A 14,527-nucleotide genomic window follows, 5' to 3' on the forward strand; every position below is an offset into this window, starting at 1 on the left:
GCGACGCATGACCTCGGACTTGATCCGAGGGTGGATACCGGTGCGCGTGAAGAAGAAGCGTCAGCGCGCCAGCCGGAAGCGCCTACTTCTTCTTCCCGTCGGCGTCGAACTGCTTGAGGAAAGCGACGAGGTCGTTGATCTTTTGCTCGTCCTTGAGGCCGGCATAGGCCATCTTGGTGCCTGGAACCTTCGCTTTCGGGTCCTTGATGTATTCGCGGAAGGTCGCCTCGTCCCAGGTGATGCCCGAATTCTTGTTGGCGTCGGAATACGAATAGCCGGCAACGCCGCCCGCCTTGCGCCCGATGACACCGTTCAGAACCGGTCCAACGCCGTTCTTCGCGTTATCGCCGATCTGATGGCACAGCTTGCACACCCCGAAGACTTTCTCTCCGGCGGCGGCGTCTTGCGCGCTCGCTCCGCCTGCGCCTGCGACCGTCAGCAATGCAACAAGGATAAATCTTCGCATCCTATTCTCCTGTTTCGGTGGCTCCTTGGGAGCGATCGGCTGATTTCACCGTTCAGACTGTCGCCAGATCGGCATCTCTCAAGCATTACATACGATCAAAGTTCCATCCCAATCGACCATGCGAGCCTGCACATTTGGTCGGATAGACACGATGTCCCGGATCCGCGACACCGGCATCAGGCTGAAGGCGGTCGAAAGCGCATCCGCTTCGGTGGCCGTTGGCGCAATGACGCTCACCGTGCGGTACAGCGACGGGCTGCGTCCCGTCGCCGGATCGAACAGATGGGTGAACCGGCCTTTGGAGTCGAACCGGAATCCGGCGCCCGCCGATGTCGCGACCGCGCGATCGACGAGGTCGACGGTTTCGGTGAGCGCGCCGGGCTTGTCGGGATCGGCGAGGCCGATGCGCCACGGCGTCCCCTCAGGCCGTGCTCCGATCGCCCGGATCTCGCCCATATCGACCAATGTCGTCGACAACCCCGCTTTGCGCAGCCGGTCGACGACGCGGTCGGTGGCGTAACCCTGGGCGATGCCGTTCAGCGTGATGGCGGCACCGGGTCTGACCAGCGCTATTCGGTCGGCGCTCACAAGCAGGCCGCGGTGTCCCACCTTCGCCAGCGCTTCGGCCAGCCTCCGCGGCGACGGCCCTTCCGGATCGGGGTTCTCTGAAGAAAAATGCTCCGCGTAAAGCTGCCACAGCGGCTGCACCGTCGGGTCGAAGGCGCCGTCGGTCAGATCGCCGAAATACAGCGAGGCGTTCAGCAGCGCGACCATGTCGGCGTCAGGAGGAACCAGAATACCGCTGCGGTTGAGGTTGCAGATCGCGGAGTCGGCCCGGTACAGGCTGAATTGCTGTTCAAGTCGCCGCACGTCCCGGACACACTGCTCAACGAGCCGTTCCGCCTCGGCGCGGTCCGGGTGATAGATCTCGATCGAGACCTGCGCGCCGAGTGCCGATCCCTGCCATCGCACGGCATCGGCCGCCCGCGCAATTCGACTACCGGTCAGAAAGGCTGCCCCGGCTGCCGTCGCAACAATGCTAATCATGCGTCGGCGCGTGAGATTTCGGTCTGGCATCGGTCGCTCCCCGTCAGTTGAGACGCACGTCGGAGTGTTCGGTCTGGTCCTCGGCAGCGTCGCTGCCCAGCACATAGGCGCTTGGAATTTCCGCGAAGGTGACAACCTTGCCGCCATTGGCTGCGACAAAAGCGTCGGCGGCGGCGCGATCGCCGAACGGCACCGCTTCGGCCGCGCCCATGCCGCCCTGCTTGCGACTTTCGATCACGAAGAATGCGTTGCGCGCGTCGATCCAATTTGTCGCGCCAGGATCCTCCCAGCTCGATGCCCGCGCCATGTCCGAGACGTAGATCGCCCGGATGTCGCGCGGCTGATCCGGCATCAGCGTGAACGCCACGGTGTCACGCACCGACGTGAACCAGAACGGATCGATCCTGCTCCCGGTGATGATCTGACCTTTCGGTCCGGGATGTTCGAGCAGGTTCATGCCGCAGAACACGCCCATCGCCTCGCTGTTGAGCGCGACCGGCGGCGGAACCACCGAATTGGCATCCTGGTTGCACCCGGGGAGAAGGATAGCGGCCACCAAGACGCAAACGATCCGCAACGTCATAATTCCCTCCGCGCAAAAAACACCGTCGCAAGCCCAAGCGGGGCGACGATCCACACCAGCAAACCCGCCAAGAGCAGACCGCTGCTCGCACTAGCCGTGCCGGCCAGTCCGGCCATGCCGGAAAACTGGCTGACGTTGAACCCGGTCAGATTGGTCAGCCGGTAAAGATCGGTCGGATTGAGAAACAGCAGCACCTCGAGCACGTGCGCCGAGATCAACCGTCCCTGATCGATCACCAGGATGCCGAGCAATGCCATGTCAAATACCAGCACCATCAACAGCCAAATGCCCACCGACAGGCCTGCCGCGGTGCCGCGGTCGCGGACCAGGCTGGAGATCAGATACCCGATCGCCACGAACACCGCGCCGAGCAGGATCGACGTTCCTACCATGGAGGCAAACGCGTACCAGCTTGCCGCCAGCGCCGAGGTCCCGGTGACGGCGAGCGCCGCTGCCGCCGCGCCATAGCCGATCACGGTGGCGAAGGCGAGGATCAGCACATGTCCGCAGAATTTTCCGAGGATGACCTGGTGGCGGCCGACCGGATAGCTGAGCAGCAGGATCATCGTGCCACGCTCCATCTCGCCGACCACGGCGTCGTGGGAAATCAACAGCGCGATCAGCGGCAGCAGAAAGATCGTGAGGCTGGACAGGCTGACGACAACCACATCAAGCGCGCCGGTGCCGACATTGCCGGTTGGCGCGCTGCCCAGAAATGTCAGCGACAGCGCGAGCGCGGCCAGCAGCAATGTGGTTGCCAGAACCCAGCGGTTTCGCAACCCTTCCTGGATTTCCTTCGCCGCGATGATGACGATGGTTCTCACGCGGCATTCTCCTGAAGAAAATGAGCATAGAGATCGTCGAGGGTGGGTGCGGCGATTTCGATGTTCTTGACGCGCGGATCGCTGGCCGCGACCCGCAATAAATCCATCTTGCGGGCCTCATCGGGCACCAGCACGATACGACCATGCGCCGTTGCGAGCGTCTCGCCGTTCATCCATGCGGGCACCCCACCCGCACCGGGCACCAGATCGATCGACACCCGGGTCGGCAGTTGCGAGATCGAGCGCAATTCCGCCAAGGTCCCCTGCGCCACCAGCACGCCACGGTTCATGATCAGGACGTGTTCGGCGCGATCCTCCAATTCATTGAGCGCATGCGACGAGATCAGGACGGTGGCGCCGTCGTCCCGCAGATCGTTCAGAATTTCATAGAAGGTCTGGCGCAGCGCCGGGTCTAACCCCGTGGTCGGCTCGTCAAGCAACAGCACCCGCGGGCGTCCCAGCAGCGCCTGGGCCAGACCCAAACGTTGCCGCATGCCTTTGGAATAGGTTCCGACCCTGCGATCGGCGGCATCCATCAGGCCGACGCGATCGAGCAGCGCCCACGCCGACGCCGGCTTGATCTGCTTCAGCCGCGCGTAGAAGGCCAGCGTTTCGCGCCCCGTGAGCGCGGCGTTGAAGGCGACGTTTTCCGGCAGATATCCAAGCTGCCGGCGCGCCGAGAATTCGCCGGCCGCCGGGTCCTCGTTCAGCACACGGATCGCGCCGCGATCGGCGCGGATCAATCCCAGCATCAATTTGATCAACGTGGTCTTGCCGGCGCCGTTATGGCCGACCAGGGCGCTAAGCCGTCCCGGACCGAGATCGAACGAGACGTTTCGCAACGCCCGCACCGAGCCGTAGCTTTTCTCCACGCCGTTCACGGAGACGGTGGCGGTCATTTCAGGCTCCGGCTCGACGAGGGCTTCGGCGGCGGCGCGATCAACGGATGGGTATCGACGACGCCACCCGGGTAAAGCGCCGGAAACTGGGCCTGGGCCCAGCGCAGTACCTGCACCGCGGGACTATTGATCAGGACTTTCGCCGCTGGCGCGGTCCACAAGACCCGATCGACCAGATCGTTGGGGCGGTAGGCGGTGTCGGCGATGCCGTCGCCATTGAGATCGAATGCCGGATTGTCGCTCCAGTAGTTGCCGCGACCGTTCTTCGACCAGTCGAGGTCGCGGGTCCCGACATATTTCACCTGATTGCGGTTGCCGACAAAGGCGTTGCCGGTGATCTCGTTGCCCTCGGAACCGGCGGTGAAATGGACCCCGATCCCGCAGCCTTCGAACCAGTTGTTCCGAATCCGGTTGTGGTTGGTATTGTAGATGAAGACGCATTTTTCCGGTCCGGAGCGGAGACTCTGCGCGGGCGTTGCCTCCGGCACCATCCCTCGCTCATCGTCCGGACCTTCGTCCCGGCTGGTTGCAATATTGTCGAGCGGGCCGCCAGTGACTCTATTGCCTTCGAGTTCGGAATAGTTGGCATAGTTGAACAGCAGGCCGTAATCGCGATCGCGATCCGAGATATTGCCGCGGATCACGAGCCGGTTCGAATACATGATCGCATAACCGACATGATTGCCGATGGAGATGTTGCCGCTCACCTCACTATCGTTAGTGTACATGTAATGCACGGCAAAACGTACCTGCTCGAAGCGATTGTTGATGAAACGATCCTTGCGGCTGGAAATCGTGAAGATGCCGTCGCGGCCGTAGCGGAACGTATTCCCGGCAATGGTGACGTCGGGGGCATTCCACAGCGACACGCCGTTGCCGGCTTCGTTGAGGCGCCCGCCGCGCACGCCTTCGACGATGTTGCGCTCAACCCGCGAACCCGCCGCGCCGTGGACATAGATTCCGAACAGGTTTCCTTCGAGGCGGTTGTTTTCGACCACCGCGCGTTCCGCGGTCTTCTCGAGAAAAATCCCCGAATCCATCGCTTCCAGATCGTGGCCCGATCCCCGGATGGTCACGCCACGGATCGTGACATCGGGAGAATTCACCGTGACAACATTGCCGGCACCTGCCCCGGCGAGCACGGCACCGGGCCGTCCGGCCAGCACGACACGATGATCAATCCTGATCGCGCCCTTGTATTCGCCCGGGGCAAGCTCGATGACGTCGCCATTCTGCGCCCGGTCCAGCACCGCCTGCAGCGGCTGTTCCGGAGCAACCTTCAGCGTCTCCGCACTGGCGGAGCCCGCAACTCCGGCGGCGAAGATCGCCGCCGGAACAATGCGTAAGAGATAAGACACGTGTCGTTCCCGTCTCAAGCAACCTTGGGCTCGACGAACATGCGGCCCTTCATTTCCATGTGCATGGCGTGACAGAACCACGAGCAGTAGTACCAGTAGACGCCGGCCCTGTCGGCTGAGAATGACACTGATGCCGTTGCCATTGGCGCGACTTCCATCTGGATGCCGTAGTTCACGATCGAGAAGCCGTGGGTCAGGTCTTCCACCGCGTCGATGTTGGTGACATAGACCGTGACCTGGTCGCCCTGCTTGACCTGGAATTGCTCGAGACCGAAGGCGGGCGCGGTCGACGTCATGTAGACGCGCACCTTGTTGCCGTCCCGAATCACCTTGGAGTCTGCCTCCAGATTGATGCCGTCGGCCTTGGCCTGCTTGACCGCGTCCGCAAACATCGGATCGGCACGATCCCAGATCGAGATCGGGTTGATCTTGGAGCGGTGGACGATGGTGGCGTCATGAGGCTCGGCAAAGCTCGGGCCGTCATGAATAAGGACCATCTTGTCACCGGAGATATCGATCAGCTGATCGTTCTCGGGCTTCAAAGGGCCGACGTTGAGGAATCGATCCTTCGAGAATTTGTTCAACGAGATCAGCCATTTTCCGTCGGCCTCCTTGGTCTGTCCCATCGAGGAGTGGTTGTGGCCGGGCTGATAATGGACGTCGAGCTTCTGGATGATCGGATCGACCTTCTCGCCCTTGAACGCGCGCTTCGCCAGATCGATATTCCATTTGCAAACCTGGCTGTCGAGGAACAGCGTGGTGTAGGCGTTGCCCTTGCCGTCATAGGCCGTATGCAAGGGTCCAAGACCAAGTTCAGGTTCGGCCACCACGACGTCGCGCGGCTTGATCTTGTCGTCGAACAACTGATCGAACAGGCGCACGTCCATCACGGTGACGGTCGGCGACAGCTTTCCGGCCGCCACGATGTGGATACCGTCCGGCGCGGTGTTCATGCCGTGCGGGTTGTTGGAGACCGGGACATAGCGTGTATATGGTGAGCCCTTGCGGCCGTCGATCACCGGCACACCCTTCATTTCCTTAAAGTCGCCCTTCTTCACCGCCTCTTCGATCCGCTTGAGGTTGAAGATGACGACCCAATCCTGCTCCTTGGCAGTCATCTCGGCCAGGGTGACGCCCTCCTCGGAATTGTAACAGGTGGAGAAGGCATATTTACCCTGATAGTCGGCGTCGACATTGTCGAGATTGCCGTCGACGATCACCTGCCAGGCGACCTTCATGGTATCGCCATCGATCGCGCTGAAGATCGCGTGATAGTCTTTCGGCTTGTCGAGAATCTTACCGTCGTTCGGCAGTGGCACGCCGTCCTCGCCATTGGCGAACACGTAGCCGGTGCGCGGGTATTTCTGCACGCGCAGACCGTGTACGGTGTGCTGGTTCGGCAGCTCGATGATCTTGTCGCACTTCATGACGTCGAGCCGCACCCGCGCGACGCGGGTGTTGGCTTTGTCGTTCATGAAGGCGTAGCGGCCGTCATAGGTGCCGTCGGTGAAGGAGATATGCGGATGGTGCAGGTCACCGTTCATGTAGGTGCCGCCGCGGGTCTTCAGGAATTCGCGGGTTTCCGGGAGTAGCCCCTCGGTCAGCACCTTCAGGCTTTCGTTGGTCAGTCCCCAGCCGGTAGCGCTGCAGCGGTTGAACACCGGGACGCGCATCAGTTCGCGCATCGACGGGAGGCCGACGATGCGCATTTCACCGGACTGGCCGCTGGAGAAGAACGTGTAGTATTCGTCGAGTTCGCCGGGGGCCACTTCCGTCTTCTGCAGAACCGCGGGTCGAGCAGCAGGCGCTTTCGGCGCGGCGGTCTTGGTCTGCGCGTCGGCTGCCGCGATGAGACTATTGCCGTCCGTCGTCAGCGCCGCGCCGCCAGCAAGACCTACCCCTGCGGCCGCCGCTGTCGTTCCGAGTAGGGTACGCCGACTGACGCCTTTTCCTTTTCCGTTTTCGTTGTCGCTCATAATAAGCCTCCTAGGCTTTCAGGTTGCAGGTGGGGTGGTGGCGTCGACACGCGGCAGGCCAATTGGCTTGCCTCCGACGGTGATGACGGTGCTCGGACCCTTGCCGCTGCGCATGGAAGGCGATGACAGCGCATCGCGCTTCTCGCGCTTCAATCGCACCTGGATCATGTGCGGGCAGCGATGGTCGTCGAAATAGAGCTCCTGGCAATGCATGCAGTAGATGCACTCATTGACGTTGATGTGACCTTCCGGATGAATCGCCTGCACCGGACATTCATTGGCGCAGCGTTGACAGGGGGAACCGCATTCCGGCCAGCGCCGCAACCATTCGAACATCCGGATCCGGCCCGGAATCGCGAGCGCGGCGCCGAGCGGACACACGTAGCGGCAATAGAACCGCTCGACGAACAATCCTGCGGACAGCATCGTCAGCGCGTAAACCACGTACGGCCATTCGCGCGCGAACTTCAGGACGATCGCGGTCTTGAACGGTTCAACCTCGGCCAGTTGCTCGGCAAACGCGGTCGAGTAAAGCGACATGCCGAACAGGCCGAGGAAGATGATGTACTTGATCGGCCACAGCCGTTCATGCAGACCCCACGGCACTCTGTATTGCGGGATCTTCACCGCCTTGGCGATGTTGCTAAGCAGTTCCTGCAGCGCGCCGAACGGACATAGCCAGCCGCAGAACGGCCCGCGGCCCCAAAACAGCAGCCCTGCGGCGATCGCGGCCCAGAGCAGGAAGATCAGCGGGGCTGACAGGAAATATTCCCAGCTGAAGCCGGTCAGCAGGGAATTGGCGAAGGTCAGGACATTGACCACCGAAAGCTGGGCATTCGCGTACCAACCGAGCCAGACGAGAATGTAGAGCAGATAGCCGCGGCGAACCCACGTGTACACCACGGGCCGCCGGACCAGGACATTCTGGAAGAAGAAGATCAGGGTGAGAGCGCCGAGCGCCACGACCGTCGTGCCGATCTTGACGACGTTGCCACGCCAGATTTTCATCCATAGCGGCTCGTCTTCGGCGGCGAAGTATGCCGCGCCGTCGTGTTTTGGCGTCGCCTGTGCTGCCGACGGCGCCGCAGGAGACTTGGCTGGCTGCGGCTCGACCGCAGGCGCCGGCGCAATCTTCATATAGGCATCTGGAAGCGTGTAGCCGAGAGTAAAAGTGAGCCACGCCTTTTCCCGTGTCGCAACCACGCGCTGCACCAGCAGTTGCAGTGTCCATGGCTCGGTCGGATTGAGCGCGAATTCCGGCGGCACCGTGAACAGGGCAATTTCGGGAAAGTCAGGCGCGCCTTCGGCTTCAAGGTTTCCCAACCGCGTGTGGTCGCGGTCGCGGAAGCGGACGCTGTTGGTGTCCTGGATCAGTTCGATGCGGTCGAAGATGCCGCCGCGAACGTAGGCCGCCCCCTTGAACGAATACCGGCCCGATCCCGCGACGATCAGCGCCTGCTGACCTGGCTTCAGCCTGCCGATCAGCCGATTGTAGCCGTCATCGCCGAGCAGGCTGCGGCCAATGGTCGGGACCGCGACATCGGCGACATACAGATCGATGAACGTGTCGTCCGGATCGCCCTCTTCCGGGTGCGCGGCAGCGGCGGCATTACCGGATTTTTCGAAGGCCTTGTTCACATCGGCAACAGTAAGGGTCAGCCGGCGGACGGAACCGTCCCCGACGAGACTCGGCCAGTCGCGGATCTCGCTCTTGCCGGGATCAATCGCCTTGGTGGCCTGCGGAGCCGCGCTGGCGATCGCGCTGCCCTGGTTGCCGAGCCGGCCGCTCTTGATGAGCTTGGTCGCGGAACGGACGATGCTGTCGCCTATCACCAGCACGGTCACTGTCGCGCCACTGACGATATCGACCTGCGGCGCGGGCGCCGCTCCGCGCACCACGCTTCCGATGTCGGCGCCGATCAGCTTGTTGACCGCTTCCAAAATACGCGCGACCGGAATGCCCACAAGTACAATCGGTTCCTTGTGCTCGACGAGCTTGAGGCCGGTTATCACGCCCTTCGAATCGATCCCGACCAGGATCTGGATCGGCTTTCCGGAATAGCCGGTGGCGTTGGCAAAGTCGGAGTTCAGGTAGACGTAGCCGAGGAGCTGATCATCCTTGTAGGCGGGTGCAATCGCGGGATCACCCTGCAGCGGCCCAAGACGGTTCGCGCCGGCCACCAGTTCGGCCGGGTCGGCCTTGCCGAGGTAATCGTTCAGCCGGCCTGCGGCGCGCGCCTCGCCGAAGAGAGCAATCCAGCCGAAAACGGCCAGAATTCCAAAAACGACATAGATGTTGACGGATTTTCGCAAGGCGACATTCCAGATTTCAGCAGCAGAACGCCGTTGTTCTGGATCGCGAGCCCCACTTATACCACTGAAGCAAGATTGCTATTGCGCTGGATCAAACTCACGGCACTCTGATCAAGTCAAACTTGGTGTTGGAGGGAACCCGAAATGCACCATGAGCAGCTTCTGACCGCAGTGCCGCCAGTTCCCGTGCGAAGCCTTAGCGAGCTTTATGCTATTGCGTTTGATCTGGCGCAAAGAGCGGCCCAACGTTATGGCGTCCTCGCGGAACGAATCGACGAGAACTTTCGGCCGGTGCGTTGCGTCTTTGATGTACTTGCGACCCGCGAACACGAACGCGTCGACAGCCTGTCCGCAGCCTGCCTCACCGCCTGCGGCAAGCGTCCCGACACGTCCGACCTGCGCTGGACACCGATCGATCTCGTTCCTGCGGTGGAAATCGCCGACATCAGGGATTCCAGCCTGTCGACGCCTTACACGGCTTGGGCGCTGGCGGTTCGCCATCGCCAGCGTGCCTTCGTGTTCTGGACTTACGTCATCGCTCTGGCCGAAGATCCATCGATCCGGCTGACGGCGGAACGCCTGGCGGGCGAAGCGCTGTACGACGGAAATCTGCTGCGCCGCGAGCGGCGGCTGGCCTGGCGGGCTGAGCGGAAGATTGGCAAGGAGGACGCCACAACGACTCATGACGGAGTCGCCGAGCCTGCGTCGGCGGCATTGCTGGAGAGCCTTCTGCTCAAGGACATGGTGACCTGGTCGCAGGGGGTGGACCCCGCCCAGCGCGAACAACTCATGACCCTCGGTGGGGCTCCCCTGCCCCCGCCCTTCCCGACGCCGAACGACCGCGATGGCGCCGAGCCGGGAGACGCGGAAATCGAACCGGTCAAGCGCCGTGCCCTGCGCCGCGCAGAGCAGTTGTCTGTCATCTATCTCAATGAAGCCGATCATGCCGCTGACCAGAGCGGCATGGAATTGGCGCAGAAACTCGCAGCGCAATCCATCACGCGACTCGCGGGCTTGCGTCGTCTCGCTTCCGAATCTGGATTGCGGTGATGCGCCGGTCCCGGCGCGCCAGCGTCCGGGTTTGGGTTCCGGCACGCCGGGTTACGCGAGATTCCTCGCTACATACGATCGAACGTCGGTCGTTAGCGTTGAGCCTGCACGGCCGAAATGCCCAACATCCCAAGTAGCCGCCCGCGCGGCTGGACCAGGTCACCCAGGGTATAGCCCTCAAGGACGTCAAGGAAAGCATCGCGCGCCTTCTCCAAGGCTCGCTTCAGCACACAGCAACGACGAATGGCGCAGGGAGCATCGACCGGCTTGAAGCAGGAGGCGATGGCCATATCCGGTTCGGTGTAGCGCACCACCTCGCCAAGCCCGATCGTTTCGATCGGCCTTGCGAGGCGCAGCCCGCCGCCTCTGCCACGGACGGTTTCGATGTAACCGGCTACGCCCAGTTGATGCACCACCTTCATCAAATGATTCCTGGAAATGCTGTAGCTTTTGGCGATCTCGTCGATTGTCGCCAGTCCGCCTTCCTTGACTGCAAGATACATCAGCACACGTAGTGAATAGTCCGTATAGACGGTCAGACGCATGACTTGCTCCGCAATCAACCCCAAAACATATATATTGAATATTGCTTTTACACAAGCGCGGATGTATAAGTTCAGAGTCTTTCAAGGGAGATCCCGATGGGCAAAGCCACTTCAATTGGTAACGTGTTGGCATGGCCATTCCTGCTGCCGGGAAATATCGCCTGCGATGCGCTTGGGCTCGGCGAGCATAAGAATCTGGTCCGCATGCTGGTCAACTCGCTGATCTGGACCGTGCTCGGCGTAATCGTGGTGGCGCTCGCGGTATGATCGTCGCGGCTGAGAAGCTCGATCACGTTTCCGAGGACGGCATTCGCCAACTGGTCGATGCGTTTTACCTCAAGGTTCGCGTCGACCCCGAGCTCGCGCCGATTTTCGCACGCGCCATTCCCGGCGATTGGCAACCGCATTTGACCAAGATGTACGCCTTCTGGTCGTCGGTGATGCTCACCACCGGGCGCTACAAGGGCAATCCGGTCGCCAAGCACCTCGTGATCCCGAACGTCAAGCCGGAACTGTTCGAACGCTGGCTGGCGCTTTTTGATGCCACCTGTGCCGAACTGTTCGACGACGCGAGCCGCGAAGCCTTTCGCATCAAGGCCGAGCGTATCGCCGAAAGTTTGAAGCTCGCCTTGTTTTACCGCCCGGACCGGCCGTGGCCGCCGGAGCCGACATCATGACCTTCGTCGTCACCGACAATTGCATCAAGTGCAAGTACATGGATTGCGTCGAAGTCTGCCCGGTCGATTGTTTCTACGAGGGCGAAAACATGCTCGTGATCCATCCGGACGAGTGCATCGATTGCGGCGTGTGCGAACCGGAGTGCCCGGCCGACGCGATCTCTGCGGGCACCGAGCCTGGCCTCGAAAGCTGGCTCAAGCTCAATGCCGAATATGCGTCGGCCTGGCCCAACATCACGGTCAAGCGCGAACAACCTGCCGACGCAAAAACCTTCGACGGCGTCGCCAATAAGCTGAAACAGTATTTTTCATCCAATCCCGGTCAAGGCGACTGATCAACCGGGGTCGCCCTCGAAACAGGCCACGATCAGCAGCGGGTTGCGGGGCAAGCGGCACGGACAGCATCGTGGCGCGGCAGCGCGCCATGAGATGATCTCTGGAAATCATCCTGATGACGCAGTCTGCTGCAAGGAAAGATCCGCAAACACTCGATCGGCACGGAGCTCTACAATGACAGACAGGGTATCCGGCCGCCCAAGGTGGGCCATCGCGGTAGGAATTTTCGCGGTCGCGTTCGGCATCATAACCGTCTTTGAGGGCGGAAGAATGTTGTTCGGTCGACCGGAAATCAGAGCAGCCGCAGGGAACATCGTTCCGTTTGTTCTCTGGTTTAACTTCATTGCAGCATTTGGATATTTGATGGCTGGCCTTGGACTGCTCCTGTGGAAACGCTGGGCCGCACATCTGTCAACCGGCATCGCCGTCACGACCCTCGCGGTGTTTATCGCTTTCGGCGTTCATGTTGCTTTGGGAGGCGCCTTCGAGGCGAGGACAGTCGGGGCCATGACGCTGCGCAGCATGGTATGGATCGCGATTGCCCTGTCTGCCTGTCGCGCTCTGGGCTGCTTCGCGGCGACGGCACACGGCGACGCCTGAAAATCCGGTGTTTCAATAGCATTCTGCTGCGCGCGCCGGCGCTTTTCCGCTCGGTCTACCGAGCCTCGATGTCCCTGGTGCGGATCATCCGCGCGGATTTGCTGACGCTTCTGACCAAGCTTTCGCTGGAGTGTCACGCCGGCAAGCCATTCCCTCCGCCAGCCGGCTTTCGAGCTCCAATTCCAGAAAAAGAAGGCTGATACGGTCGATCAGAAGCGCGGCCAGGTGAGGGCTCAGGATCCGGGCGAGCAGACCGCGAAAATAGGGTTTCAGAATTCGGCCCGTGACGCCGCGATCGGCGCACATCAGATCGAGGATATTGCGTGCCAGCGGCGTCAGGTCGCGACTGGCGGTCAAGGGATTGAGAATCGCGCGCTGAGCTTGCTCCACCCGCTGCCAGTTCGCGCCCGAGATATGCGTCAGGACGTTGTTAATATGCGGGTGGCGCCGAAAAGCGGCGACGACGAGGAAAGCGAGATCGCCGACGGCGATCTCCCGGTCATCGTGGGACGTCACTATGGCGAGCTCGGATACATTTCCTCTGTATTCCGGGACCATGATCGGATCGGCGTCGATTTGTCGCTCTGTTTCGATTTCCTGGAGCATCGCAGCACCTATAAGATGCATATCGAATACATCTTATAAGATGCGAGGATTCGTGCAAGCGGAAAGTTTTGCGCTTGGCGAATGACGAATGCTGGTCGCAAGGCATTGCCGTCCGCAGAGCAACGATTTATAATATATATTGTGAATACATCTTCATTGCCGATCTTTCGGGAGCGCATGATCATGCAAGTCGAAATCGACGACAAGACAATCTCGGTCGATGCCACCGTTCTGGGCGAGCTCCTGGAGGTGCTTCCAAGCGACGTGCCCGCGCTGATGCGCGAGCATGCGATCACCAGCGTCTGCGAACGTGGTATCGATGCCGATGAAGGCGAATTTCGCTTGAGCTTCTTCTATCGAAACCGCCGCGCGCGATTGAGCGTCGATGGATCGGGCCATGTCCTGAGGCGTTCGATCATCGACTTTGGCGACAGGCCTTTGCCGAGAGCTCTGCACGGCCCAGGGGCTAACCGTGCGAAGCGTGCGGCTCCCGAGCAGCCCTGACAAGACAGGCAGCTCAGACCGCGTCGCGTTCAGCGCCATCCATGCGGGCAGATTTCTCGCCGCCTTCAGTCTCGCAGATGCCTCAAGCGCACGCGCCAGACGTCGGGACCTTGCTCGAGGTAGGACCAGTCGCAACGCGAGCCATGCCTGGCCTCGAGTTGGTAACGCAACGGCCGCGGATCGTGGTCCACCACCAATTGCAGGCTGCTTTCCGGATCAAGGTGATCGAACAACTGGCTGATGATGCCGTGGCGATGCCTGGGATCGATATCCCTGACATTGATCACTCTCTCAAGGCCTTCCGAAGTCTCCTGCATCGAGCTCTCCTATAAGATGTATTATATATACATCTTATCATGGATGACGACGAGAGCAAGGACGAACTTTACGCTTGCCCGCGCTGCCGCGAAGGGTGCCGAGCTATTGTCAAATATCTATCTGGGCGATTGCGGGCAGCGCTCACGACCAAAGCAGCATCGCGCTCGCCCAGTAACTTGCCGCTCAATCCGTGCCGGCTGGCTGGTCTGCGCAATATTGCCGCTTTACCGGCCACGCCGTGAGCCGCCAGCCAAACAAGACGCCGGCCATCCCCGCAGCAACCGCCACTTGGGTCTGGGAAGCTGGGATTGGCAGGAAGGGATGGTGGTGTGCGCAGTCAGATACGAACCGGTCTCCAAGCCCACTTCCCTGGAGACGGGGGAATAACAGGGAATTTTCTGAAAATTTCAGGCCAAAACAGGCTT

The 14,527-nt window shown here is 61.2% G+C and carries 17 protein-coding genes; 6 read left to right on the forward strand and 11 right to left on the reverse strand.

Going from position 1 to position 14,527, the window contains the following annotated elements; all coding sequences use genetic code 11:
• Nucleotides 1-82: 82 nt before the first annotated feature.
• The 8 genes from E8A46_RS02445 to E8A46_RS02480 form a co-directional block, all read right to left on the reverse strand.
• Entirely contained in the window at nucleotides 83-466 is a 384-nt protein-coding gene (locus tag E8A46_RS02445; RefSeq protein ID WP_291556941.1) for a cytochrome c family protein, read from the reverse strand.
• 78 nt (nucleotides 467-544) lie between these two features.
• The gene (locus E8A46_RS02450) at nucleotides 545-1,543 is read right to left on the reverse strand and encodes an FAD:protein FMN transferase (RefSeq protein WP_291556944.1); all 999 of its coding nucleotides are present in this window, start codon (nucleotides 1,541-1,543) and stop codon (nucleotides 545-547) included.
• Between the two features lie 13 nt (nucleotides 1,544-1,556).
• Complete coding sequence (locus E8A46_RS02455) at nucleotides 1,557-2,096, reverse strand: nitrous oxide reductase accessory protein NosL (RefSeq protein WP_291556946.1); 540 nt, start codon at nucleotides 2,094-2,096, stop codon at nucleotides 1,557-1,559.
• On the reverse strand, nucleotides 2,093-2,920 hold the full coding sequence (locus E8A46_RS02460) for an ABC transporter permease subunit (RefSeq protein WP_291556949.1): 828 nt from the start codon (nucleotides 2,918-2,920) through the stop codon (nucleotides 2,093-2,095). The genes E8A46_RS02455 and E8A46_RS02460 overlap by 4 nt, the downstream gene beginning before the upstream one ends.
• Nucleotides 2,917-3,819: an ABC transporter ATP-binding protein gene (locus tag E8A46_RS02465; RefSeq protein ID WP_291556952.1), complete on the reverse strand. Its 903-nt coding sequence runs from the start codon at nucleotides 3,817-3,819 to the stop codon at nucleotides 2,917-2,919. Before E8A46_RS02465 ends, E8A46_RS02460 begins: the two co-directional genes overlap by 4 nt.
• Nucleotides 3,816-5,177, reverse strand: a complete 1,362-nt coding sequence (locus tag E8A46_RS02470; protein ID WP_291556955.1) for a nitrous oxide reductase family maturation protein NosD — start codon at nucleotides 5,175-5,177, stop codon at nucleotides 3,816-3,818. Before E8A46_RS02470 ends, E8A46_RS02465 begins: the two co-directional genes overlap by 4 nt.
• Nucleotides 5,178-5,191: 14 nt before the next feature.
• Nucleotides 5,192-7,153, reverse strand: coding sequence for a TAT-dependent nitrous-oxide reductase (nosZ, locus tag E8A46_RS02475; protein WP_291556958.1), 1,962 nt, complete (start codon nucleotides 7,151-7,153; stop codon nucleotides 5,192-5,194).
• A gap of 18 nt (nucleotides 7,154-7,171) precedes the next feature.
• Nucleotides 7,172-9,430: a NosR/NirI family protein gene (locus E8A46_RS02480; RefSeq protein ID WP_291556987.1), complete on the reverse strand. Its 2,259-nt coding sequence runs from the start codon at nucleotides 9,428-9,430 to the stop codon at nucleotides 7,172-7,174.
• 180 nt (nucleotides 9,431-9,610) lie between these two features.
• On the opposite strand from E8A46_RS02480, the gene E8A46_RS02485 reads away from it, so the two are divergent.
• A complete protein-coding gene (locus tag E8A46_RS02485) occupies nucleotides 9,611-10,516 on the forward strand; it encodes a hypothetical protein (RefSeq protein ID WP_291556960.1) in 906 nt (301 codons plus the stop codon).
• 92 nt (nucleotides 10,517-10,608) lie between these two features.
• On the opposite strand, the gene E8A46_RS02490 is transcribed toward E8A46_RS02485, so the two are convergent.
• Complete coding sequence (locus E8A46_RS02490; protein ID WP_291556963.1) at nucleotides 10,609-11,061, reverse strand: Rrf2 family transcriptional regulator; 453 nt, start codon at nucleotides 11,059-11,061, stop codon at nucleotides 10,609-10,611.
• Nucleotides 11,062-11,157: 96 nt separating this feature from the next.
• Between E8A46_RS02490 and E8A46_RS02495 the strand changes: the two genes are divergently transcribed.
• The 4 genes from E8A46_RS02495 to E8A46_RS02510 all read left to right on the forward strand — a co-directional run bounded on the left by E8A46_RS02495 (nucleotide 11,158) and on the right by E8A46_RS02510 (nucleotide 12,674).
• Complete coding sequence (locus E8A46_RS02495; protein WP_291556966.1) at nucleotides 11,158-11,328, forward strand: hypothetical protein; 171 nt, start codon at nucleotides 11,158-11,160, stop codon at nucleotides 11,326-11,328.
• Nucleotides 11,325-11,738: a group III truncated hemoglobin gene (locus E8A46_RS02500; protein ID WP_291556969.1), complete on the forward strand. Its 414-nt coding sequence runs from the start codon at nucleotides 11,325-11,327 to the stop codon at nucleotides 11,736-11,738. Before E8A46_RS02495 ends, E8A46_RS02500 begins: the two co-directional genes overlap by 4 nt.
• Nucleotides 11,735-12,073, forward strand: a complete 339-nt coding sequence (fdxA, locus tag E8A46_RS02505; protein WP_291556971.1) for a ferredoxin FdxA — start codon at nucleotides 11,735-11,737, stop codon at nucleotides 12,071-12,073. Before E8A46_RS02500 ends, fdxA begins: the two co-directional genes overlap by 4 nt.
• Nucleotides 12,074-12,248: 175 nt before the next feature.
• Entirely contained in the window at nucleotides 12,249-12,674 is a 426-nt protein-coding gene (locus E8A46_RS02510; protein ID WP_291556973.1) for a hypothetical protein, read from the forward strand.
• Nucleotides 12,675-12,758: 84 nt separating this feature from the next.
• Here the strand turns inward: E8A46_RS02510 and E8A46_RS02515 are convergent, their stop codons facing one another.
• Complete coding sequence (locus E8A46_RS02515; protein ID WP_291556976.1) at nucleotides 12,759-13,280, reverse strand: hypothetical protein; 522 nt, start codon at nucleotides 13,278-13,280, stop codon at nucleotides 12,759-12,761.
• Nucleotides 13,281-13,361: 81 nt separating this feature from the next.
• On the opposite strand from E8A46_RS02515, the gene E8A46_RS02520 reads away from it, so the two are divergent.
• Nucleotides 13,362-13,784: a DUF6522 family protein gene (locus E8A46_RS02520; RefSeq protein WP_291556979.1), complete on the forward strand. Its 423-nt coding sequence runs from the start codon at nucleotides 13,362-13,364 to the stop codon at nucleotides 13,782-13,784.
• Between the two features lie 65 nt (nucleotides 13,785-13,849).
• Here E8A46_RS02520 and E8A46_RS02525 read toward each other — a convergent pair whose 3' ends face one another.
• Complete coding sequence (locus E8A46_RS02525) at nucleotides 13,850-14,101, reverse strand: DUF2249 domain-containing protein (protein WP_291556981.1); 252 nt, start codon at nucleotides 14,099-14,101, stop codon at nucleotides 13,850-13,852.
• Between the last annotated feature and the right edge of the window lie 426 nt (nucleotides 14,102-14,527).

It is taken from the genome of Bradyrhizobium sp., from assembly GCF_004799445.1.
Taxonomy (GTDB): Bacteria; Pseudomonadota; Alphaproteobacteria; order Rhizobiales; family Xanthobacteraceae; genus Bradyrhizobium.

Bases quoted from the DNA above. Each gene is read 5' to 3' on its own strand.
- E8A46_RS02515 (WP_291556976.1), bottom strand. From the start codon at position 13,280: ATGCTCCAGGAAATCGAAACAGAGCGACAAATCGACGCCGATCCGATC.
- E8A46_RS02455 (WP_291556946.1), bottom strand. From the start codon at position 2,096: ATGACGTTGCGGATCGTTTGCGTCTTGGTGGCCGCTATCCTTCTCCCC.
- E8A46_RS02465 (WP_291556952.1), bottom strand. From the start codon at position 3,819: ATGACCGCCACCGTCTCCGTGAACGGCGTGGAGAAAAGCTACGGCTCG.
- E8A46_RS02485 (WP_291556960.1), top strand. From the start codon at position 9,611: ATGCACCATGAGCAGCTTCTGACCGCAGTGCCGCCAGTTCCCGTGCGA.
- E8A46_RS02490 (WP_291556963.1), bottom strand. From the start codon at position 11,061: ATGCGTCTGACCGTCTATACGGACTATTCACTACGTGTGCTGATGTAT.
- E8A46_RS02525 (WP_291556981.1), bottom strand. From the start codon at position 14,101: ATGCAGGAGACTTCGGAAGGCCTTGAGAGAGTGATCAATGTCAGGGAT.
- E8A46_RS02450 (WP_291556944.1), bottom strand. From the start codon at position 1,543: ATGCCAGACCGAAATCTCACGCGCCGACGCATGATTAGCATTGTTGCG.
- E8A46_RS02500 (WP_291556969.1), top strand. From the start codon at position 11,325: ATGATCGTCGCGGCTGAGAAGCTCGATCACGTTTCCGAGGACGGCATT.
- E8A46_RS02445 (WP_291556941.1), bottom strand. From the start codon at position 466: ATGCGAAGATTTATCCTTGTTGCATTGCTGACGGTCGCAGGCGCAGGC.
- E8A46_RS02495 (WP_291556966.1), top strand. From the start codon at position 11,158: ATGGGCAAAGCCACTTCAATTGGTAACGTGTTGGCATGGCCATTCCTG.
- nosZ (WP_291556958.1), bottom strand. From the start codon at position 7,153: ATGAGCGACAACGAAAACGGAAAAGGAAAAGGCGTCAGTCGGCGTACC.
- E8A46_RS02520 (WP_291556979.1), top strand. From the start codon at position 13,362: ATGACGAATGCTGGTCGCAAGGCATTGCCGTCCGCAGAGCAACGATTT.
- fdxA (WP_291556971.1), top strand. From the start codon at position 11,735: ATGACCTTCGTCGTCACCGACAATTGCATCAAGTGCAAGTACATGGAT.
- E8A46_RS02510 (WP_291556973.1), top strand. From the start codon at position 12,249: ATGACAGACAGGGTATCCGGCCGCCCAAGGTGGGCCATCGCGGTAGGA.